Genomic DNA, 21,541 nt, shown 5'->3' with positions numbered 1-21,541 from the left:
AGTCGGGAGCCCGCGCCGCCATGGGTGCGGGTTCCCAGATTAGGCCGACGCGGGCCGCACCGGCGTCCGGGATCGCCTCGGGCCGGCCGCCGGCATGTCGGCCCGACAGACGATCGAAGGAGTCGACCGATGGGTAAGCAGCGTACGCCCCAGGGGCCGCGCCCCGGCCGCAGGATGCCGCTGCGGCGTGGTCCCGCCGCCCTGGCCGCGGCCCAGGCCTCGTCCGAGACGGTGTCGGAGGCGCTACCGGACGCGCCCGTCCAGGACGTCGCCCCCGAGGCCGAGATCACGGAGCCCGTCGCGGCGTCCGAGTCGTCCGCCGGGCTCGCCGAGGCCGCGGCCGAGCCCGCACCCGCGGAACCGGTCGAGACCGTTGCGGAGACGGTATCCGAGGCGGCGCCCGCGTCGGCTTCGGTTGCAGCCGAGCCGGCGGAGGCGGCTTCGGAGGCCGCGGCGGCGCTCGTCTCGGAGGAGCCCGCCGAGGTTGCAACGGCGGACGAGTCCGGTGAGGCTCCGGTTCCGGCCATCGTATCGTCCGACCCGCTTCTGCCGGTTGCCGCCCTCGCGGGGCTGGGTACGACCGGCTCCTCCGGTGCTCGTGCCGGCCGCCCCGCCGCGGGCACCGCCTTCCGCTTCGCCTTCGCGCCCGCGCGGATCGACGTGGAAGGGATCGGCGTCGTGCTGGCGAACTACATGCACAACGAGAGCGTGGCGGTCTTCAGCTACCTGCGGGCACTCGGCGCGGCGCGATCGCCCGCCGACATGATCCGCCTGAACGTCAGCGAGATGCAGCGCGCCGCGGACGCCTCGCTGACCTGCTGGAGCGACATCGCCCGGCGCACGTCCCGGGGCGCCTCGTGGCAGCGGCAGAAGGCAGCGGCCTAGCCGCGCGGCGGCCCCTGGCCGCTCGCCGGTCCGCCAACGCCCGCGCGGAACCGCGCGCGGGCCTTCGGCGTTTCTATTCTCAGGCTGTCGCCGCCGCGCCACAGGCGCCGGCGCTTCGCGCGTGACGGCTCAACGATCGGTTAACCCTGTCGGCCCTATGCCCTAACGGAGGCCGGAAGACAGACTTTCAGACCGATGCCGATTCGCGCGCGACTGATTCGTTCCGCCATCTCCGTTCTTATCGCCCTGGCGCTCGCCGGCCCGATGCCCGCGGCCGCGCAGGAGGGCGAGCGGGCCGTGGCCATAGCGGCGGAACTCGCCGGCGGCCCGGGTGCCACCAAGCTGACCCTCACCCTGTCGCGGCCGGTCGAGGCGCGCGCCTTCGTGATGGAGCGGCCGGACCGGGCCGTGATCGACCTGCCCGAGGTGAATTTCCAGCTCGGCCCCGAGGCCGGGCGCCGGCGCGAGGGGGTGGTCCAATCCTTCCGCTACGGTTTGTTCGCCCCGGGGCGCTCGCGCATCGTGGTCGACCTGGCGAGCCCCGCCGTCGTCGGCCGGATCGAGACCGCGACGCGGGCGCGCGACGGCGCCGTGCTGATGACGATCCCCTTCCAGCGCGCCGACCGCGAGGCCTTCCGCAAGGCCGCGGGCGCAGGAGACACGACGCCGGTCGCGGCCAAGGCCATCGCCCAGGAAGCCGCCGACCAGCGCCCGCTGGTGATGGTCGATGCCGGCCACGGCGGCACCGATCCCGGCGCGATCGCGGCGGGCGGCGTGTACGAGAAGGACATCGTGTTCGGCTTCGCCCAGGCCCTGGTCGCCCGGCTTGAGAGCGGCGGCCGCTACCGGGTGCGCATGACGCGCGACCGCGACGTCTTCGTGCCGCTGGCCGAGCGCGTGCGCCTCGCCCGCGAGGCACGGGCCGACCTCTTCGTGTCGATCCACGCCGACTCGATCTCGGCCGCGCCCCAGGTGCGCGGCGCCACCATCTACACCGGCTCCGAGAAGGCGACCGACGCCGAATCCGCCAAGCTTGCCGAGCGCGAGAACCGTGCGGATGCCGCCGCGGGCGCCGAGACGGGGGAGGGGCCCCCCGAGATCGCCGACATCCTGCAGGAATTGACGCTGCGCGAGACGCGCGGATTCTCGTCGGGGTTCGCCCGCACGCTGATGGGCCAGCTCAGCCCCGTGATGGAGATGAGCACGAAGCCGCACCGCGAGGCGGGCTTCCGCGTCCTGCGCTCGCCGGACGTGCCCAGCGTGCTGGTGGAACTCGGCTATCTCTCGAGCGAGCGCGACCTGAAGATGCTCCAATCGCCCGAGTGGCGCGAGGGCGTGACGGGCTCGATGGCCAAGGCCGTGGACCTGTTCTTCACCAACCGTGCCACCCTGGGGCGGCCGGTCGCGACGGCGCGGCGCGCGGCGTCGATCGCCCCAGTTTCACCATAGATCCGGTGTCGATACAGGGCTCTGAATTGCCCCGCCGCACCACATCCCGTTAAGGGTTCCGGCGCGGGCGCGAGCAGCCGTTCCCGGCGCCCGACTCCGCGGCGTGGGCGGCCTCGAGTCCCATGCCGAGATCGGTCCGTGCGCGGCCGAGCCACCGACGGGCGGAACACCGGATGCGCTTGATCCTACGCTTCTTCGGCTTCCTGTTCAGCGCCTGCGCGGTGCTGTTCGTGGTCGCCGCGGCTGCCGGCGCCTACTTCTACTGGACCTATAGCCAGGACCTGCCCGACCACGCCGCGCTCGCCAATTACGAGCCGCCGGTGATGACCCGCGTCCACGCCGCCGACGGCTCGCTGCTCGCGGAGTACGCCCGCGAGCGCCGGCTCTACCTGCCGATCCAGGCCATGCCGAAGGTCGTGGTCGCGGCCTTCCTCTCGGCCGAGGACAAGAACTTCTACAAGCACGGCGGCATCGACCCCGAGGGCATCGTGCGCGCGGTGCTCACCAACGCCAAGAGCGGCAAGAAGCAGGGCGCCTCGACCATCACCCAGCAGGTGGCCAAGAACTTCCTGCTCTCCGCCGAGCAGACCTACGACCGCAAGATCAAGGAGGCGCTGATCGCGCTCCGGATCGAGGCGGCCTACTCGAAGGACAAGATCCTCGAGCTCTACCTGAACGAGATCTTCCTCGGCACCATCGTGCCGGGCCGCAACCTGCACGGCGTCGCGGCGGCCGCGCTCGATTATTTCGGCAAGTCCGTCCACGAGCTGACTATCAACGAGGCGGCCTACCTCGCAGCCCTCCCGAAGGGCCCGAACAACTACCATCCCTACCGCAGGACACAGGCGGCGCTCGACCGGCGCAACGAGATCATCCGCCTGATGCGTGAGAACGGCTACATCACGCGCGAGGAGGAGGAGACGGCCAGGAAGCAGCCGCTCGGCGTGAACCCGCGCGTCGCCTTCCCGAACGCCGCAAACGCGAACTACTTCACCGAGGAGGTCCGCCGCGAGATCTCCGAGCGCTACGGCGAGAAGAAGCTCTACGAGGGCGGCCTCTCGGTGCGCGCGACCCTCGACCCGAAGATGCAAGCCTGGGCCCGCAAGGCACTCACCGACGGCCTCGTGCGCTACGACCAGTCCCACGGTTGGCGCGGGCCGGTCGCCAAGGTCGATCTCGCCGGCCGCGACTGGGGCATGGCGGCGGCCGAGGTGCCGGCGCTCGGCGACGTGGCGCCCTGGCGGCTCGCGGTGGTGCTTGGCAACGGCGCGGGCGGCCTCCAGATCGGCCTCCAGCCCCGGCGCGAGGCCTCGGGCCAGGTCTCGAAGGACCGCGAGACCGGCGTGCTCGCACCCGAGGGCATGCGCTGGGCCGGCCGGGCCAGTCTCCAGGCCGGCGACATGGTCTATGTCGAGGCGATGGATAACGGGCGCGGCACTTACCGGCTGCGCCAGAAGCCCGAGGTCTCGGGCGCCATCGTGGCGATGGATCCCTACACGGGCCGCGTCCACGCGATGGCTGGCGGCTTCTCGTACGACGAGTCCGAGTTCAACCGGGCGACCCAGGCGATGCGCCAGCCCGGCTCCTCGTTCAAGCCGATCGTCTATGCGGCCGCCCTCGACAACGGCTACACCCCGTCCTCGATCGTGCAGGATTCGCCGATCACCATCGAGGCCGGGCCGGGCCAGGAGGCGTGGTCGCCCTCGAACTACGACGGCAAGTCCGGCGGCCCGCACACGCTGCGCTACGGCATCGAGCACTCGAAGAACCTGATGACGGTGCGGCTCGCCAAGGACGTCGGCATGCCGCTCATCGCCGAGTACGCGCGCCGCTTCGGCGTCTACGACGACATGCTCCCCGTCCTGCCGATGTCGCTGGGTGCGGGCGAGACCACGGTGATGCGCATGGTCACCGCCTACTCGATGCTCGCCAACGGCGGGCGCCGGATCCGGCCGACCCTGATCGACCGCATCCAGGACCGGATCGGCGAGACCATCTACCGCCACGACACCCGCAAATGCGTCGGCTGCGACGCCGAGAAGTGGTTGGGCCAGGACGAGCCGAAGCTCGTGGACGATTCCGAGCAGGTCCTCGACCCGCTCACCGCCTACCAGATCACCTCGATCATGGAGGGCGTGGTCCAGCGCGGCACCGCCACCATCCTGAAGCAGGTCGGCAAGCCGCTCGCGGGCAAGACCGGCACAACGAACGACGCCAAGGACGCGTGGTTCGTAGGCTTCTCGCCCGATCTGGCGGTGGGCATCTACGTGGGCTTCGACAAGCCGCGCTCGCTCGGCGACCGCGCGACCGGCGGCGGCCTTGCCGCCCCGATCGCCCTCGATTTCCTGAAGCAGGCGCTCAAGGACAAGCCGCCGACCCCGTTCCGGGTGCCTCCGGGGATCAAGCTGATCCGCGTCGCGGCCTCCTCCGGCATGCGCGCCGGTTCAGGCGAGGGCGCCGGCACGATCCTGGAGGCGTTCAAGCCGGGCACCGCGCCGCCCGACGCCTACGTGGCCCGGCCCGACGCCCCGGCCGCCGTGCCGCCGGATGCCGATCGTGCGGCCCAGGCCGGCGGGCTGTACTGAGCGAACGGATCGAACGCGGCGGTCCGCTTCCATCAACCCTCCCGCCGCCGGCGGGAGGGTTTTTCCATGTGCGCGTCGCTTTTTCCCGCCGTACGGGAGGGGGATCGCGCGGCGGAATCCAAAGAAAAAAGCCGCCCCGTAAGGAGCGGCTTGGATGAGTCGTCAGGGAGGCATCAAACAGAGCGGATGAAAGATCCACTCGACATCCAGACCATCTGGACTACGCGATTGATGACTCCGAAACCCTAACGCGTGGTTAAGGATGCGCGCGAAAAGTCAGGCCGCGAGGCTCTGGAACAACCCGCGCCCGTCGGTGCCGCCCACGAGACCCTCCACGAAGTTCTCCGGGTGGGGCATCAGGCCGAGCACGTTGCGCTGCTCCGAGTAGATGCCGGCGATCGCGTTGATCGAGCCGTTGCGGTTGGCATCGACCGTCAGCGCGCCGGTCGCGTCGCAGTAGCGGAAGGCCACGCGGCCCTCGCCCTCGATCCGGGCCAGCGTCTCGGGGTCGGCGAAGTAGTTGCCCTCACCGTGCGCCACGCAGACGTCGATCACCTGGCCGGCCTCGTAGGCGCTGGTGAAGCGCGTGTCCGCCCGCTCGACCCGCAAGGTCTGACGGTGGCAGATGAAGCGGCGGTTGACGTTGCGCATCAGCACGCCGGGCAGGAGGCCCGACTCGCACAGGATCTGGAAGCCGTTGCAGATGCCGAGCACGAGACCGCCGCGGGCCGCGTGGGCCCGCACCGCGTCCATGGCCGGCGCGCGGCCCGCGATGGCCCCGCAGCGCAGGTAGTCGCCGTAGGAGAAGCCGCCGGGCAGCACCGCGAGGTCGGTGCCGCCGGGCAGCGCCGTATCGGCGTGCCAGACGTGCTCCACCTCGGCACCGGCGAGCCGCAGCGCCCGCGCGACGTCGCCGTCGCGGTTGGACCCCGGAAAGGTGACGATCGCCGCGCGCATCAGCCGAGCTCGATGGCGTAGTTCTCGACGACCGTGTTCGCGAGGAGCTTCTCGCAGGCCGCCTTCAGGGTCGCCTCGGCGCCCGCGCGGTCCGTCGCGTTCACCTCGAGGTCGAAGACCTTGCCCTGCCGGACGCCATCGACCGAGTCGATGCCGAAGGACTTCAGAGCGGATTCGATCGCCTTACCCTGAGGATCCAGCACGCCTGTCTTCAGGGTGACGATGATGCGGGCTTTCATGATGGGGTGCTCATCCGCGGGCTTTGCCTACCGGCCGCTCGGCGTCGTCTGTGGCTGAGGTCCGCGACGATTTAGCCGAACCGGTGAGGGGCTGTCGATTGCTCGATCGAGTATCCCCGGAATACCGGGCATTCCTGCTCGTCGGCGAAGGGGTGAGGTCTCCGGGCTCAGCGGGCGGCCGGTCCGCGCAGGGGCTCGATGCTGGTGGCGCGGCGCCAGAGCTGCACCATCACCCACACCGCCACCAGACTGAACAGGACCATGAGCACGTGCCCGACCCGGTCGCCGAGGTCGAGCAGGCCCGCCAGCGCCCAGCCCGCCGCGATGGCCACGGCGAAGACCTCCGTCCCGACCAGCACCATCATGCTGACGATCGTGATCAGGTTGCGGGTGTTCACGGGGCAGGCCCTTCCGGCGGTCTCCGGTTCGAGTCAACCGGCTTCGTGCCGCGGCAGGTAGCGTGTTTCGCGCGGGCTGCGCAACCGCCTCCGCGCGTGGTCCTCGTTTGCGACGGAGGCCCGGCTCCAATGCGTCCGAGGCCGGGCCTCCGCTGCGTCGGGCCAATTCTGCGCGAGGTGCGCTTGGCCGGTTCAGCGCGGGGCGCGTTTCGCCAAGATGCGCTGGAGCGTGCGGCGATGCATGTTGAGGCGTCGCGCCGTCTCGCTGACATTGCGCCCGCAGAGCTCGTAGACGCGCTGGATGTGCTCCCAGCGGACCCGGTCGGCGGACATCGGGTTCTCCGGCGGGTCCGCGCGCTCGCCGGGCTGGGCCATCAGCGTGCCGTGGATCTCGTCGGCGTCGGCGGGCTTGGCAAGGTAGTCGAAGGCACCGAGCTTCACCGCGTTCACCGCGGTCGCGATGTTGCCGTAGCCGGTGAGGATCACGCCCCGTGCCTCGGGGCGCTGCTCCTTCAGCCGTGCGATCACGTCGAGCCCGTTGCCGTCGCCGAGGCGCATGTCGATCACCGCGAAGGCCGGCGCGCGGCTCTCCACGGCGGAGACGCCCTCGGCCACGCTCTCGGCCACCTGCACCTCGTAGCCCCGGCTCTCCATCGCGCGGGCGAGGCGGGTCGAGAAGGGCTTGTCATCGTCCACGATCAGGAGGCTGCGGTCGGTGAAGGCAGCCAACGGGTCGGCCTCGGGCCCGGGGGTCGCGGTTCCGCTCTGCGTCAGCATGGGGACGCTTCCTTTCGAATTCGCTGTTCTGATAGCGCTTTATATAGGTGCGGCATCACCTGTCGGGAGGGGGGAGGAGCGGGTAAGTTCGGGGGAAAGTCGCGGCGCGGCGCCGCGCTCGAAGATGTGACGCGCCCAGGAGATCCGCACCACCGCGCCGTGGTTGCCCGGCCCGGCCGCGTTCGAGAGGGTGATCTGCGCGCCCGAGCGCTCGATCAGGGTCTTGGCGATGAACAACCCGAGCCCGAGCCCGCCGCGGTTCCAGGCGCCGTCGTCCCGTCGCTCCGGGCTGCGGGTGGTGACGTAGGGCTCGCCCGCCCGCAGCAGCACCTCGGAGGAGAAGCCCGGCCCGTCGTCCCGGATCTCCAGCGAGACCCTCTCGAGCGTCCAGCGCGCCTCCAGCGTCACCCGCGTCTCCGAGAAGTCGATCGCGTTGTCGAGGATGTTGGCGAGCCCGTACATCACGCCGGGATTGCGCCGGCAGGTGGGCTCCGGTCCCTCGCCCCGGCTCGTCACGTCGAGCACGACGCCGAGCGCCCGCTGCGGGGCGGCGAGTTCCTCGACGACCTGGGCGAGCGTCACCGTCTCGAGGAAGCTGCCGCCGTCCCCGTCGGCTCCGAGCGAGGTGAGCTTGCCGAGGATGCCGCGGCAGCGATCGACCTGCTCGCGCAGCAGGTCGAGGTCCTCGCGCACGGCGGGCGTCGCCGCGGGCCCGAGCTGGCGCACCAACTCCTTCGTCACCACCATGATGGTGCCGAGCGGCGTGCCGAGCTCGTGCGCGGCGGCCGCCGCCAGCCCGTCGAGCTGCGAGAGGTGCTGCTCGCGGGCGAGCACCAATTCGGTCGCGGCGAGCGCCTGCGCGAGCTGGCGCGTCTCCTCCGAGACCCGCCACGCGTAGACCCCCGTGAAGGCGGTGCCGAGCAGGATCGCGGTCCAGACCCCCGAGACGTACAGGAAGGGCAGCTCGATCCGCCCGTCCGCGAACCAGGGCAGCGGCCGGTGCACGAGGGCGAGCAGCGTCGCGAGCCCGACCGCGAGGAGGCCCAGCGCCAGGGTCCGCTCCGGCGGGAGCGCGGTCGCCGAGATCAGGACGGGTGCGAGGAACAGCAGCGAGAACGGGTTCTGTAGGCCCCCGGTAAGGAAAAGCAGAACGGCGAGCTGGACGATGTCGAAGGCGAGCAGCAGAGCCGCCGCGTCGTCGTTGAGCCGGTAGCTCGCCGGGAAGCGGATGCGCAGGCCGAGATTGAGCCAGGATGAGGCGGCGATCGCCAGGAAGCACCAGCCGAAGGGCAGCGACAGGCCGAGCCCGAACTGAGCCCCCACCACCGCCGCGCTCTGGCCGGCGATGGCGAGCCAGCGCAGGCGCACGAAGGTGTCGAGGCGCAGGTGGCGCGCGTCGCGCAGGAGACGGGACGGATCGCTGTCGGGCATCTCGGGTCGTCGCGGCGCACGGGAACAGGTCCGGACGAGGTCCGGAAAAGGTCGAAGTAACGTCGGACCGAGCGTCTACCACCTCTCGGCAGGGGAACGGGGTTGGGCCGCCCCGGGTTTCGCCAGTCCGGGGGAGGCTTCGATGTGTTGGCCTGGGACCATCGTCACGCCCGGGGGGAGCCGATGGATCTGGCCTGTTCTCGGTACGAGGGCGGCCGCGCGCTGATCGCGTCGGCGCGCATCGCCGCCGATCTCACCCGCCACGCTGTGCGGAACCCGACGAACCCGGCAGCCTACGCGCCCCATGCCCGCTCGATTGCAGCAGGTTGCGAGATGTTCGAGCGCGTGACCCGCCGCGACGGCAAACCGCGCATCGGCCTCGACGCCGGGTCGCGTGAACTGCCTACTGGGTCAGGCGCGCAGCGGCGACCGCGTCGCTGAACATGGCGTTCAGCGCCGTCGTGATCTGCGTGGCGTCGCTGGCGGTCCGGAAGAAGCCCGGTGAGGCGCAGGATTGAAGCGCGCTCGGGACATTCGGGATGAGGCTGTTCACCCGGATGTTCTCATATCCGACGTTGTCGTTGAACGGCTGCGCCATCGGCAAATAGGGGATGTAGAGGATCGAGATCGTGATGCCGCGATTTTTCAGCGGCGTGCACAGGCTGGGATCGATCAGGTTCGAGTACGAGCCTGTCCATTTCTTTACATCGTATTTCGCTGCGGTACCGTAATAGTACTGCGTGTTTGCCATGCCGTCGGTGACGAGGAAGACGAACGGCTTCGCCTTGGCCGAGGTGGACCCGTCGCCGATGCGGGTGATCTTCTTATTCATGTCGGGCATCACGTTGTCGAAATGCGTGCCGCCACTCCCCCGCAACTGGGTCGAATCGCCGACGTCCATGTAGGATTCGAGACTGTTGGCGTAGGGTTTCAAGCTGTCCAGCGATTGGGTCAGGTCGGCCGCGGTCTCCATGTAGCTGACGAACGGGAAGAGGCCGATCCTGTACTGCTTGTCGAGGGTCGCCTTCGACTTGGCCGTGTCGATGAGCTGCGAGACCGCCTTGCCGACCGTCGCGATGCGCAGTTCAATGTTGTTGGCCTTCGAGAGGTCGTAGCCCTTGAAGCTCGGGAAGTGGCAGGCGAAGGCGCAGTTGTTGCCCTTGGAATCCGCCATGTCGGGGTTCAGCTTGGCGAAGGAGACCTGCTGCGCCGCGCTCGTCGGCAGACCCATCGAGCCGGAGGTGTCGAGCAGCAGGTAGAAGTCGGCGTAGATCGGCAGCGACAGGTTGGCGGTGGATGTTCCGACCACGTTGAGGCTGGAGGCGGCAACGTTGCCGAGCAGGCGCCCGAAGGGCGAGGGGAAGGTGGTCGAATACCCTGCCGATGCGGTCAGGTCCTGCCCGCTGCGCGCGAGATTGATCGTCGGTGTCACCGAGAGGGCGCCGAGCGTCGAGGCCGCGTTGGCGCGGAACACCGCCTCCGCGCGCGCCTTGCCGCGGGTGATCGCGTCCGCGGTCGGGTCCGCCTGGTTGTTCGGGTTGGTCGAGATGTAGTCGCGCGCCGTGGTGATCGCCGCCATGGCCGCCGCGTCGGCGGCGTCGTCCAGGCGGGCGCGGTAGTTCACCTTGCGCAGGTACTCGACGCCGGCCCCGAGGCTGCCGATCAGGGGCAGCGCGCTCAGTCCGAAGATGATGAGGACGTTCCCGCGCCGGTCCCCGGCGTAGCGGCGGCCGAGGGGATGCGCGATCCCTCGACCGAGGCGGGTGAGGGCCCGCGCGAGGCGGCCCTGGTGATTGGGCGCAGACGACATCGTGACCTCAGGCAGGAACGACGCAGACCCAGGCGTTGCCGGCGCTCGCGGTCGGGTCGTAGACGATGGAGGAGACGTAGCGGGGAGGGGCGTAGAAGGAGCGTCGGACCGTCACGGTACCGACGACCGAACGCAGGAATAGCGGCCGGTACTCGAACACCAGGTCGGCCACCACCAGGAAGCCGGGCCCGAAGATGTCCGAAGGGAGCGTCGAGGGACTCGGCTGCGCCGCCGTCGCGGCCCCGGTCAGGGGCGTCGCGCAGGGGCGGCCCTGGCCCGCGGTCCAGGCCACGTAGGCCGTGTAGGTGCAGTTGCTCTGGCAGCCCGACTGAGTTTTGAACTGGATCCCGGACAGGGATGCCCGCACCGTGCTCCAGACCCACTCGTTGCGGATCTGCGCTTCCTTCATGAGTTCGGGGAAGACGACGAGCTGCGTCCGGAACACCGAGTCGAGGTTGGCCCAGGTGAGCCGGCCGGTGCTGTTGCCGAGCGCCGGGTCCGGATCTGCGCGCGCGAGGAGGTCGGCCATCGTGGCGGCGGCGAGATGGGCCTTGCGCACGTAGATCGTGTAGCGGGCGAGATCGAAGGCCACGAGCGCCAGGACGAGCAGGATCGGCAGGATGAAGGCGATCTCGAGTCCCGCGACGCCGTGCCGGTCGGCCCGCCAGGCGCGAAGGACGGGTCGGAGGTGTCCGGGGCCGGTGCGGCGTGGGGCGAGGAGGCGCGCGGTCATCACGGCTCAGCAACCCGTGCCGACGAAGCTGCCGCCCGTGTAGGGCTCGTTGCGGAATGCCGCCGCGGCGCGCACGAAGGCCACGGTCTGGCCGTTCCAGCTTTGGCCGACCGTGCTCCGCCAGATCGGGCTGAACAGCGGTATCGCGTAGAAGACCTGCAGGTATTGATAGGCCCCGGCCGCAGCAGGACAGTAGCTTGTCTGGCTGTTGTTCATCGAGACGGCGACGAGGCCGCTCAGGTCCGGCTTCACGAAGGCGCCGTAGCCGGAGCCGTCCATGTCGGCCCTCTGGAGATTGGTGACGACGTTGCCGCAGGGCATGCCCGGCATCAGCGCGGGGCAGAGGACCTTCTCGCGGAAGCTGGCGGCCGTCCCCGCCTTGTTCGCGTCGAGGCTGCCGACCTGAATGGCCCGGGCGGCTGCGACCGTGGCCCGCTCCACGGCGGCCGAACTGTACAGGAACAGCCCGCCCTGCAGGATCTCCAGCATCGCGATGATCAGGATCGGGCCGGCGATGGCGAACTCGATCGCCGTCACCCCGGATCGGCAAGCCCCGAACGTCGGCAGCGCCCGGCCGAGGGCCGGGCGCCTGCATGCGCGGGCCGAAACCATCGGAGGGAGCATCGAGCACACGGGATAATCTTCGCCGGTATTGCAAGCCGTGGGTGGTAAACAGACGTCGGAGACAACCCAGGATCCGACACAGTCGTCATCCCACCGACCCGTTAAGATCTCCTGTATCCGATCGCCGAACTTCGCCGCGTGTCCGGGCCGAACGGTTATCCAGAGCGCTTGGCAAGGCCGGGCCCGCGCGGCCCGTGCCAAGCGCGCGCAGGCGGATTACAGTGCGGCCATGCTTCTCGCCCTACTGCGGCGGTCCGCGTCGGCCCCCGACCCGGACCACATCGCGATCGATCACGAAGGCGCGACCTTCCGGATTCTCCTGCGCCGCCGCGACAGCGCGCGGCGGCTGACGCTTCGCGTCTCGGCGGCGACCGGCGAGGTGGTGATGACGGTACCGCCCCGCACGGCCCTGGCCACAGCCCAGCGCTTTGCTGCCGGCCACGGCGGCTGGATCGCCGCGCGGCTCGCCAAGCTGCCGGAGCGGGTGGCTTTCGCGGAGGGCGCCCTGTTTCCGCTGCGGGGCGTGATGCACGCGATCGTCCGGAGGGAGGGGCGCAGCGGCGCGACACGCATCGAGGCCGGCCCGGACGGGCCCGTCCTCTCGGTCTCCTGCGGCGAGGCGCACGTCGCGCGGCGCGCGCGCGAGTTCTTGCAGGCGGAGGCCTTGCGCGACCTGAAGCTCTCGATCACCCACCACACGGAGCGGCTCGGCCAGGGACCGGCCCGGATCACGCTCCGCGACACACGCAGCCGCTGGGGCTCCTGCACGGCGCGGGGCGAGCTGAACTTCTCGTGGCGCCTGATCCTGGCCCCGCCGCTGGTGCTCGACTACCTCGTGGCGCACGAGATGGCGCATCTGCGCGAGATGAACCATTCCGACCGGTTCTGGCGGCTCGTCGGAGAACTCTGCCCGAACGTGGATGCGGCCGAGGCCTGGCTGAAGCGCCACGGAGCCGGCCTGCACCGCTACGGCTGAGGCCGGTCCATCGGTTCCGGGCCACGACCCAAGTGTCTCGGCCCGAGTGTCTCGGCCCGAGTGCAAGAGGCGAAGTGCCTTTGTCGGAGTGCCTCAGCCTTTGGCGCGCAGCACGGCCGCCGGGCGCTCGGCCGGCCAGGTCGGGCGCTGCTCGACCTCGCCGGGCATCAGGGTGCGGGGCGCGACGCTGTCGCAGATCTCGCGCTGGCGCACGATGGTCGGGTTGCCGAACTGGTCGCGGCGGCGGACGAAGCCCCCGTCCCGGCAGAAGCCCGCGATGGCCGCATCGCCCCCGCGGCGCCCGTACGGGTTCCGCTCGACCGGCGGGTGCTCGACGACGAGCGGGCCGTCGCGGTTGAGCGAGCGCTCGATATAGGTGGTCTCCCCGATCGGGAGCCCCTGGGCCCACGCCCCGACGGCCGGCGATGCGCCGAGCGCCAGAAGGGTGAGGAGGAGACGCGCGCGCAGCGGACGCATGAGGCCGATCCCGGACGGTTTCGCGAAGAGCCATCTGTAAGCGTGGCCGGAGGCCCGCGATAGCGCTTTGCGGCAACAATAGGACGGCGCCCGTCGCTTGACAGGGGCGGTCCCGCATGGTCCCAACGCGCGGCTTTCGCCGTTGTCCGCGTCCCCCGGGACGCTTCCGGGTAGAGGTTGGCTGGTGCCACGACGCGTGCGGCTCGGTCCTGTCAGGCGCCTTCTCGGCGCGCTCGGTCTGGCCGCCCTGGCCGGCCTCTCAGCCACCGCGCCGGCCGGCGCGCAGGGCATGGTGCGCAAGACCTTCGACGACTGGCAGTTGCGCTGCGAGACGCCGGCCGGTGCCAAGGCCGAGCAGTGCGCCCTGGTGCAGTACCTCGCCGCCGAGGACCGCCCGAACCTCACCCTCGTTGTCATCGTGCTGAAGACCGCCGACAACCGCGGCTACCTGCTGCGCGTGGTGGCCCCGCTCGGCGTGCTGCTGCCCTCCGGCCTCGGCCTGAAGATCGACCAGGCCGATATCGGCCGCGCCGGCTTCGTGCGCTGCCTGACCACGGGCTGCGTCGCCGAGGTGGTGATGGACGACGGCCTGCTCGCCCGGTTCAAGGGTGGCAGCCAAGCGACCTTCATCGTGTTCCAGACGCCCGAGGAGGGCGTCGGCATCCCGCTGTCGATGAAGGGGTTCGGCGCGGGCTTCGACAGCCTCAAGTAGGATCGCGGGACGAGCTATGAACGGACGGTTGGCGCGGCTCGGCTCCCTGCTCGCACTTCTCGCGCTCGGCGCACCTGGTGCCTTTGCGCAGGGTGCACCCCGGGCCGCCCCTCCGGCGGAGGAGGGCAACATCTTCTCCAACCTCCTGAAATACGGCGGCACCACCGTGCCGCCCTCCCGCGCGCCCGAGCCCGAGGCGGCCTACTGCCCGACCGTGGACGTGCCGGAAGGGGGGGCGGCGATGCAGACGCTCGGCGGCCGCGGGGAGGGCGCAGCCGGCAGCATCCGCTCGCAGGCAACGCTCGGCCGCCTCGCCCGCGAGTGCACGCCGCAGGCCGACGGCACGGTGCGGGTCAAGGTGGGCGCGGAGGTGCGGGTGCTGCTCGGGCCAGGCGGCGCCCCGGGGCGCTTCGACGTGCCGATCACCTTCCAGATTCGCCACGACGACAAGACCGTGACGACCCGCCAGCAGCGCATGACCGTCACGGTCGCGCCCGGCGAGGCTCAAGGGTTCGGCTCGACGGTGGAGGACGGCCTCGTCGTCCCGGCCGGGATGGTGCAGGACTACGAGATCATGGCCGGCATCGGCAAGGCCGGGGCGCCGAAGGGACCGCTGAAGCCGAAGCCCCGCCGCAAGGCTCCCGCGGCGGCCGCCCAGGAGGGCGGCGAGAGCGGTGCCGCCCAGTGAGGGCGTGCCCGCGCAGGCCGACGGCGTCGCGGGCCTGAGCGGGGCCGGCCGTGCCGTCCCCTTCCGGCTGGAGCCCGCGGCGGACGCCCCGCCCGGTTGCCCCTTCGAGCTTCGCCTCGTCCTGCCCGGCGGCCTCGCCGGCTGGATCGTGCTCAGCTACCGCAGCGACCCCGCCGCGCGCCCCGAGCGCCCGATCCTGCGCGCGCTGGCAGGCGACGGCACGGCACAGGACTTCGTGCTGCCGGGCGGTGCGCGCGCGCACTGGCTCGGGCTGATCCCGCCGGGTACCGCCGGGATCCGGCTCGCCGTCCCGCCTGGCTTCCGCCTCGACCGCGTCGGCCGGCGCAGCGATGCCGGGCTGCTGCTCCAGGCGCTGCGGCGGCGTCCGTTCCGGGCGGTCGCCGCTCTCTATGAGCGCGCCCGCGGCGATGCCCGGCGCTACCGCGATACCCTGCGGGGCGCCTGCGCGGTCACCCCGCTCGCCGACTACGCGGCCTGGGCCCCGCTCCGTGCGGAGGCCGCGCCGGTCCCTGCGGCCACCGTCTCGGTCCGCGTTCTGATCGCGCTCCGGGCGGGGCAGGCGGCGGCGCTCGCCCGCACGCTCGCCAGCCTCGCGGCGCAGACCCACGCCGCCTGGACGGCGCAGGTCCTCGTCGTCGGCGCCGCCGGGACTCCGCTCGGCACCGATCCGCGTGTGGCCTTCGCGCCCTGGCGTGCCGACCAGCCGCTTGCCGAGAGCGTCGGCGCGGCGACGGCCCTCTGCCTGCTCGAACCAGGCGACGTCCTGCCGTCGGACGCCCTCGCGAGCCTCGCTGCGGCGCTCGGGCCCGCGAACCTCGTCTACGCGGACGAGGTCGGCGCGGACGGGCGACCCCGGCTGAAGCCCGACTGGAGCCCCGATTTCGCGCTGGCCGCCGGCTATCTCGGCCGGCCCTGGCTCGCGGCCCCGGCGCGGCTCGGCGACGCGCTCGGGGCACCGCTCGGCGATCCGGCCGACCTCGCGCTCCGCCTCGACGTCGCCGTCGCGGCGGGCGCGGGCGATGTCCGGCACCTGCCGCGCGTTCTCGCCCGCACGGAGGCGCGCCTCGCCGACGGGACGCCGCGCCGTGCGGTCCTGCTCCGCTACCTCCGTGCGGCCGGCTCGCCCGCCACGGTCGCGCTGCGCGACGGCGTGGCCGACCTTGTCTGGCCACTGCCCGAGCCGGCCCCGCTCGCCAGCATCGTGATCCCTTCCCGCGACCGGCCCGACCTGATCGGGGAGGTCTGCCGCGGCGTGTTGCACGCGACCGCCTATCCGGCGATCGAGCTGATCGTCGTCGACAACGGCTCGACCGATCCGGCCGTGCTCGCCCATTACGGCGCGCTGCGGGCCGACCGGCGCGTGACGATCCTCAGCGACCCGGAGCCGTTCAACTTCTCGCGGCTCGTCAATCGGGGCGTCGCTGCAGCCACCGGCTCAGTCGTGGTGCTCCTCAACAACGACATCGCCGTGCTGGAGCCCGGCTGGCTCGACGCCCTGGTGCGGCAGGCCTGCCGTCCCGAGGTCGGCGCGGTCGGCGCCAAGCTCCTCTACGGCGACGGCCGGCTCCAGCATGGAGGCGTGGTGGTCGGGCTCGGCGGTCGCGCGGGCCACATCTTGCGCCGCCGCCCCGGCGACGTTCCGGGACATCTCGGCCAGATGCGGGTGGCCCGCGAGGTCGCGGCCGTGACCGCGGCCTGCCTCGCGGTCCGGCGCGATCTCTACGCGCGGGTCGGCGGCTTCGACGCGGAGACCTTCCCGGTCGATTTCAACGACGTGGATTTCTGCCTGCGCCTGCGCGAGCAGGGCCTGCGCAACATCTGGACGCCGGCCGCGCGGCTCGCGCACCTGGAATCGGTGAGCCGCGGCCCCTCGATCGGCCCCGCCCGCGCCCGCTTCGAGGCCGAGGCCGCCCGCTTCGCCGAGCGTTGGCGCGCGGTGATCCGGCACGATCCCTATTACCATCCCCGGCTCACGCTCACGACCTTCGGGGAGGAGTTGGAGTGAGAGCGAGGCACCACGGGCCACTTCAGGGCGGCCGGGACGCCGCTCGTCCCGTCCCGTCTCCTAGACCGACAGGCCTGTGATGCCGGCCCCCTTCGATGGCTTCAGGTCCTGCGGCTCCCCCTCTTCCCGCTTGCGGGGAGAGGGGGCACGGTGCGGTTCTCCACCGAGCCGAAACCAGGGGCAGGCCTCTAGGCGAGTGTCCTGCCGCAGGTGGGGAGACGGGATTCACGGCGCCCGAAATCATCGTCCGGGGACGGCATGACCGCCTCGCCCGATCCAGCCCTCCGCTTCTCCGAGCCTCGTCCCCGGCACCCTCTCGGGACGCTCGCCGCCCTCGCGCATCATCCGGGCCGTACTCTCGCGCTTCTCTGGGCCCGGATCACCGGGCGGCGGTTGCGGGCGCGGCAGGGGTTCGCCGCGCTCGTCGGCATCGATCACCGACTTGCCCTGCCGCCGGCGATCCTGACGGCCGTCCCGGAAGCTTCGGAGCCCTTCGCGGATCCCGACATCGTGCTGCTGAGCGCGCCCGGCCACGTCCTCGTGGCCGGGGCCGCCGGGACGATCCGCGCGGCCTTCGCGGATCCCGACCTGCAGGCACTCTACGGCGATGCCCTGGTGAAAGACCGCGCCGACGGCCCGGTCCTGCCGCTGCTGCGCCCCGTCTTCGATCCTGATTTCCTCGCGGCCCTCGACTATGTCGGTCCCGTCCTCGCGCTCCGCCGCGCGGCGCTCGGTCCGGCCGGGGTCGATCCGCGGGCCGGCGCGACCGACGCGCTGTTCCGGATCGCGGAGCGCTACGGCCCGGCCGCGATCGCCCACCTGCCGCGCGTCCTCGCGCTTCGCCAGCCGGGTCGGGCAGAAGCGGGGGAGGGGAGGGGGCACGCGGCCGCGGTCCGGGCTCATCTCGACCGTACCGGCCGCGCCGCGAGCGCGATCGAGCCGGCAGGGGAGGGGATTCTCCGGATCGTCCACCCGCTGCCCGAGCCGCACCCCGCTGCCAGCCTGATCGTGCCGACCCGCGACAGGCTCGACCTGCTGCGCCCCTGTGTCGAGAGCCTGCTGGCGACCGACTGGCCCGACCTCGACCTCGTCGTCCTCGACAACGACAGCCGCGAGCCCGGGACCCGCGCCTATCTGGACGCCCTGTCGGCCGCCGGTCGTGCCCGCGTGCTGCGCTGGCCCGGGGCCTTCGACTTCGCGGCTATGAACAACGCCGCGGCGCGGATCGCCCGCGGCCGGCTCCTCGTCTTCGTCAACAACGACGTGGTTGCGGGGGACACGTCCTGGCTGGCGCGGATGGCTCGCCACGCGCTGCGCCCGGAGATCGGCGCGGTCGGCGCGAAGCTCGTCGACGGCGCCGGCCGGATCCAGCACGGCGGCATCGTGCTCGGGACCGGGGGCGGCCTCGTCACGCACGCCCACCGGCACTTCCCGGGCAACGCGCCGGGATATCTCGGGCGCCTCACCCTGACGCACCGGGTCTCGGCCGTGACCGCCGCCTGCCTGATGGTGGAGGCGGACAAGTTCGCGGCTGTCGGCGGCTTCGACGCCGCGCACTTCGCGGTCGATTTCAACGACGTCGATCTCTGCCTGCGCCTCAACGCGGCCGGCTACCACACCCTGATGGTGCCGGAGGCAGTGCTCCACCACTACGAGGGCCTGAGCCGCCGCCGCACGCCGGAGGCTGCCGCCCGCCACGCCCGCGAGATTGGGGCGTTTGAGAAGCGATGGGGGCCGCTGCTGGCGCAGGACCCCCATTACCACCCGGGCTTCGACCCGGACCTTTCGACCCATGCCCGCCTGCGACCGGGCGCCCTTCTGGGCGAGCCCGGCCCGGCGCGCCGCCCTACTGAACGAGGCGGGGGCCGCCCATCTGCACCTTCTCGTTCTCGGCCATGATGCCGAGGCGCTTGGCGACCTCGGTGTAGGCCTCGATCAAGCCGCCGAGATCCTTGCGGAAGCGGTCCTTGTCGAGCTTGTCCGAGGACTTGATGTCCCAGAGCCGGCACGAGTCCGGCGAGATCTCGTCCGCCACCACGATGCGCATCATGTCGCCTTCCCAGAGGCGGCCGGTCTCCATCTTGAAGTCGACGAGGCGGATGCCGACGCCGAGGAAGAGCCCCGACAGGAAGTCGTTGACGCGGATCGCCAGCGCCATGATGTCGTCGATCTCCTGCGGCGTCGCCCAGCCGAAGGCGGTGATGTGCTCCTCCGACACCATCGGGTCGTTGAGCTGGTCGTTCTTGTAGTAGAACTCGATGATCGAGCGCGGCAGCTGGGTGCCTTCCTCCAGGCCGAGGCGCGTCGCCAGCGAGCCCGCCGCGACGTTGCGCACCACCACCTCGAGCGGGATGATCTCGACCTCGCGGATCAGCTGCTCGCGCATGTTGAGCCGGCGGATGAAGTGCGTCGGCACGCCGATGTCGTTGAGGTGCTGGAAGACGAATTCCGAGATCCGGTTGTTCAGCACGCCCTTGCCGTCGATGATCTCGTGCTTCTTCGCGTTGAAGGCGGTCGCGTCGTCCTTGAAGTGCTGGATGAGCGTGCCGGGCTCAGGCCCCTCGTAGAGGACCTTCGCCTTGCCCTCGTAGATGCGACGGCGGCGGTTCATAGGCGTGTACCGTGGTTTGAGGAAGTCCATGGGGCCGTGACTCCTTGGGGCGATGACGGCGGAATCCGCGGCGCGGCGACCGGACGAAAGGTCGGGCTGCGGGAGAAGAGCGATGCCGATTTCCCCCCGAAGCCGGGTTCCAAACTACCCGAAGCGGGCTTCCGGCACAACGCGTTAGCCCGCGGGTGGGGATTGCGCGGATGCCGCCGGAGGGCCCGTCACAGGCCGATCGCCGCGGCCAGGATCCTGGGATCCCCAAGGGCCGAGGCCCTTGGGCGGGGTCCCGGGGCGGAGCCTCGGGATCGGCTCCCTCGTCCTGGCTTTGCCAGGGCGAGGGAGCCGACAGCAGGGCTCTGCCCTGCACCCGCCAAAGGTCTCGACCTTTGGAATCCGGGACCTTTCAGAGCGTCTTGGCCGGGTAGCGGCAGAGGTCGCTGATCGGGCAGACCGGGCAATCGGGCTTGCGCGCCTTGCAGATGTAGCGGCCGAACAGGATCAGCCAGTGATGGGCGTTGAGGCGGTAGGGCTCGGGCACGATCGCCTCCAGGCCGGCCTGCACCTTGTCGGTCGTCGACGCGACCACGAGCGGGATCCGGTTGGAGACCCTAAAGATATGGGTATCGACCGCGATCCGCGGAACCCCGAAGGCGACGTTGAGTACCACGCTCGCCGTCTTGGCGCCGACGCCGGGTAGCACTTGCAACTCTTCCTGCGACTGCGGCACCGCGCCGCCATGCACCTCGACCAGGATGCGCGAGAGCGCGATCACGTTCCTGGCCTTGGTGTTGAACAGGCCGATGGTGCGGATGAAGTCGCGCACCCGTTCCTCGCCGAGCGCCAGCATCGCCTTCGGGTTGTCGGCGACCGCGAAGAGCGGCCGGGTGGCGAGGTTGACGCTGCGGTCGGTCGCCTGGGCCGACAGCACCACGGCGACGAGCAGCGTGTAGGGGTTCAGATACTCGAGCTCAGCCCGCGGCTCCGGGTCGCGCGCGCTGAGGCGCCGGAAGATCTCGGCGAGGGTCGCCGCGTCGACCGGTTCGGGGGCGGTTTCGACATGGGCGGTAAGCGGCGCGGCGAGCGTGCCCGCGACTGTCTTCGGCCCCATCGGCTCCTTCGGCCGCGCCGGAGCCTTCGCCAGCGGCGCGACCTTGGCCGTGACCTTTCGCGCCCGCGACACGCGCGGCGTTGTGTTGGCGTCGAGCGTCTTTCTGGGCGGCATCGGAGCGTTATATTGGGCGCATGGCGCGCGGCAACCTCTCAGTCCATCCCGACGGGCTCGACCCGGACAGCGTCGACCGTCCGGTCTTCAGCGCAACGATCCGGCCGCACCAGTCGCTGAGCCGCCTGGGCTTCCGGATCGTGATGACGGGCTGCTGCCTCGTCTCTCTGACCGTCTCGATCTGGTGCTGGCGCATGGGCTTCTGGCCGGTGGCCGGCTTCTTCGGGCTCGACATGCTGGCAATCTACGCGGCGCTGAAGGTCAGCTTTCGCCGCGGCCGCTCCTTCGAGGAGGTGATGATCTCGCAGATCGAGGTCTTCCTCGCTCGAGTCAGTCACCGGGGCGAGCGCCGCGAATGGCGCTTCAATCCGCTCTGGACCAAGCTCACCCAGGTTGAGGACGAGGAGTACGGCCTCCAGCGCCTCACCCTGGTCTCGCGCCGCGAGCACGTCGCCGTCGCCCGCGACGCCTCGCCCGAGGAGCGCGCCCGTGTCGCGCAAGGACTCCGCACGGCGTTGGCGCAGGTGAAGAAAGGTTACTGAGCGCTCCCACCCTTCGGAATGGCCCGCGCTTGCGCGAGGTCGGTCGTGGGCGACCGTCATCGATGTGTCGCAGATTTTTCGCGGGCGCTTCACTTTCCGTGTTGACGGGCCGAGGAGGCGTCCGTATACCCCAGCCCATCGGCGCCGGCCGCAGCAGCGGCCCGGTCGCTGAGCCGTCTCTTGGACGGCTCGCTCTCTTCGGCAACACGAGCGCATCTCGCCCGGTGTATCGATCCGGCAGGTGTATTTGCTGTTCTCGATGAGATGAGGTTTCGGGGTTTCGCCCCCGGCGCTCTTTGACAAGTTGATCTGAGAAAGAGAAGCGTGGGCGGCGTCGTCCTTGCGGTCTCGGGTTTGTGTTGGCCTTGTGCTGGTGCGGATCTGGGATGTGAGATGAGACGC

At 71.0% G+C, this 21,541-nt stretch carries 21 protein-coding genes; 10 read left to right on the top strand and 11 right to left on the bottom strand.

Features of this window, described 5'->3' with window-relative positions; all coding sequences use genetic code 11:
- Window positions 1-129: 129 nt before the first annotated feature.
- From MFF56_RS28205 to MFF56_RS28195, 3 genes are all read left to right on the top strand, one after another.
- Window positions 130-885 (top strand): hypothetical protein, encoded by a 756-nt coding sequence (locus MFF56_RS28205; RefSeq protein WP_156453747.1) that lies wholly within the window; start codon window positions 130-132, stop codon window positions 883-885.
- 195 nt (window positions 886-1,080) lie between these two features.
- Window positions 1,081-2,334, top strand: a complete 1,254-nt coding sequence (locus MFF56_RS28200; RefSeq protein WP_066922778.1) for an N-acetylmuramoyl-L-alanine amidase — start codon at window positions 1,081-1,083, stop codon at window positions 2,332-2,334.
- A gap of 173 nt (window positions 2,335-2,507) precedes the next feature.
- Window positions 2,508-4,919, top strand: a complete 2,412-nt coding sequence (locus MFF56_RS28195; protein WP_066922776.1) for a penicillin-binding protein 1A — start codon at window positions 2,508-2,510, stop codon at window positions 4,917-4,919.
- 276 nt (window positions 4,920-5,195) lie between these two features.
- Here the strand turns inward: MFF56_RS28195 and purQ are convergent, their stop codons facing one another.
- The 5 genes from purQ to MFF56_RS28170 all read right to left on the bottom strand — a co-directional run bounded on the left by purQ (window position 5,196) and on the right by MFF56_RS28170 (window position 8,721).
- Window positions 5,196-5,876, bottom strand: coding sequence for a phosphoribosylformylglycinamidine synthase subunit PurQ (gene purQ / locus MFF56_RS28190; protein WP_066924627.1), 681 nt, complete (start codon window positions 5,874-5,876; stop codon window positions 5,196-5,198).
- Complete coding sequence (purS, locus tag MFF56_RS28185) at window positions 5,876-6,115, bottom strand: phosphoribosylformylglycinamidine synthase subunit PurS (protein ID WP_066924628.1); 240 nt, start codon at window positions 6,113-6,115, stop codon at window positions 5,876-5,878. Before purS ends, purQ begins: the two co-directional genes overlap by 1 nt.
- Before the next feature lie 167 nt (window positions 6,116-6,282).
- A complete protein-coding gene (locus MFF56_RS28180; protein ID WP_066924629.1) occupies window positions 6,283-6,513 on the bottom strand; it encodes a hypothetical protein in 231 nt (76 codons plus the stop codon).
- Window positions 6,514-6,705: 192 nt separating this feature from the next.
- Complete coding sequence (locus MFF56_RS28175) at window positions 6,706-7,290, bottom strand: ActR/PrrA/RegA family redox response regulator transcription factor (protein WP_066924630.1); 585 nt, start codon at window positions 7,288-7,290, stop codon at window positions 6,706-6,708.
- Between the two features lie 39 nt (window positions 7,291-7,329).
- Window positions 7,330-8,721, bottom strand: a complete 1,392-nt coding sequence (locus MFF56_RS28170; protein WP_066924631.1) for an ActS/PrrB/RegB family redox-sensitive histidine kinase — start codon at window positions 8,719-8,721, stop codon at window positions 7,330-7,332.
- A 183-nt stretch (window positions 8,722-8,904) separates the two neighbouring features.
- On the opposite strand from MFF56_RS28170, the gene MFF56_RS28165 reads away from it, so the two are divergent.
- Complete coding sequence (locus tag MFF56_RS28165; RefSeq protein ID WP_156453864.1) at window positions 8,905-9,162, top strand: hypothetical protein; 258 nt, start codon at window positions 8,905-8,907, stop codon at window positions 9,160-9,162.
- Here MFF56_RS28165 and MFF56_RS28160 read toward each other — a convergent pair.
- The 3 genes from MFF56_RS28160 to MFF56_RS28150 are packed head-to-tail and all read right to left on the bottom strand — an operon-like array spanning window position 9,125 to window position 11,801.
- Complete coding sequence (locus tag MFF56_RS28160) at window positions 9,125-10,531, bottom strand: TadE/TadG family type IV pilus assembly protein (RefSeq protein ID WP_066924632.1); 1,407 nt, start codon at window positions 10,529-10,531, stop codon at window positions 9,125-9,127. The genes MFF56_RS28165 and MFF56_RS28160 overlap by 38 nt on opposite strands.
- Before the next feature lie 7 nt (window positions 10,532-10,538).
- Window positions 10,539-11,264, bottom strand: a complete 726-nt coding sequence (locus tag MFF56_RS28155) for a TadE/TadG family type IV pilus assembly protein (protein ID WP_066924633.1) — start codon at window positions 11,262-11,264, stop codon at window positions 10,539-10,541.
- Window positions 11,265-11,270: 6 nt separating this feature from the next.
- Window positions 11,271-11,801, bottom strand: a complete 531-nt coding sequence (locus MFF56_RS28150) for a TadE family protein (RefSeq protein WP_066924634.1) — start codon at window positions 11,799-11,801, stop codon at window positions 11,271-11,273.
- 316 nt (window positions 11,802-12,117) lie between these two features.
- Between MFF56_RS28150 and MFF56_RS28145 the strand changes: the two genes are divergently transcribed.
- Window positions 12,118-12,864, top strand: a complete 747-nt coding sequence (locus MFF56_RS28145) for a M48 family metallopeptidase (protein ID WP_066924636.1) — start codon at window positions 12,118-12,120, stop codon at window positions 12,862-12,864.
- Between the two features lie 93 nt (window positions 12,865-12,957).
- On the opposite strand, the gene MFF56_RS28140 is transcribed toward MFF56_RS28145, so the two are convergent.
- Entirely contained in the window at window positions 12,958-13,341 is a 384-nt protein-coding gene (locus MFF56_RS28140) for a hypothetical protein (protein WP_066924638.1), read from the bottom strand.
- 184 nt (window positions 13,342-13,525) lie between these two features.
- Here MFF56_RS28140 and MFF56_RS28135 point away from each other — a divergent pair, with 184 nt between their 5' ends.
- The 4 genes from MFF56_RS28135 (at window position 13,526) to MFF56_RS28120 (ending at window position 18,666) form a co-directional block, all read left to right on the top strand.
- A complete protein-coding gene (locus tag MFF56_RS28135) occupies window positions 13,526-14,053 on the top strand; it encodes an invasion associated locus B family protein (protein WP_197430663.1) in 528 nt (175 codons plus the stop codon).
- Window positions 14,054-14,069: 16 nt separating this feature from the next.
- Window positions 14,070-14,741, top strand: a complete 672-nt coding sequence (locus MFF56_RS28130) for a hypothetical protein (protein WP_082773193.1) — start codon at window positions 14,070-14,072, stop codon at window positions 14,739-14,741.
- Window positions 14,728-16,767: a glycosyltransferase family 2 protein gene (locus tag MFF56_RS28125; RefSeq protein ID WP_308445287.1), complete on the top strand. Its 2,040-nt coding sequence runs from the start codon at window positions 14,728-14,730 to the stop codon at window positions 16,765-16,767. The genes MFF56_RS28130 and MFF56_RS28125 overlap by 14 nt, the downstream gene beginning before the upstream one ends.
- Window positions 16,768-17,025: 258 nt before the next feature.
- Window positions 17,026-18,666, top strand: coding sequence for a glycosyltransferase family 2 protein (locus MFF56_RS28120; protein ID WP_082773194.1), 1,641 nt, complete (start codon window positions 17,026-17,028; stop codon window positions 18,664-18,666).
- On the opposite strand, the gene purC is transcribed toward MFF56_RS28120, so the two are convergent.
- Window positions 18,614-19,408: a phosphoribosylaminoimidazolesuccinocarboxamide synthase gene (gene purC / locus MFF56_RS28115; protein ID WP_082773195.1), complete on the bottom strand. Its 795-nt coding sequence runs from the start codon at window positions 19,406-19,408 to the stop codon at window positions 18,614-18,616. The genes MFF56_RS28120 and purC overlap by 53 nt on opposite strands.
- 370 nt (window positions 19,409-19,778) lie before the next feature.
- Window positions 19,779-20,483, bottom strand: a complete 705-nt coding sequence (gene nth / locus MFF56_RS28110) for an endonuclease III (protein WP_066925863.1) — start codon at window positions 20,481-20,483, stop codon at window positions 19,779-19,781.
- Window positions 20,484-20,617: 134 nt separating this feature from the next.
- Here nth and MFF56_RS28105 point away from each other — a divergent pair, with 134 nt between their 5' ends.
- Window positions 20,618-21,139 (top strand): DUF2244 domain-containing protein, encoded by a 522-nt coding sequence (locus MFF56_RS28105; protein ID WP_066925860.1) that lies wholly within the window; start codon window positions 20,618-20,620, stop codon window positions 21,137-21,139.
- The last annotated feature ends 402 nt before the right edge of the window (window positions 21,140-21,541 follow it).

Source organism: Methylobacterium hispanicum (assembly GCF_022179285.1).
Lineage (GTDB): Bacteria > Pseudomonadota > Alphaproteobacteria > Rhizobiales > Beijerinckiaceae > Methylobacterium > Methylobacterium hispanicum.
The sequence above is the reverse complement of the archived record's forward strand: the minus strand, read 5'-3'. Positions and strand labels throughout refer to the sequence as shown.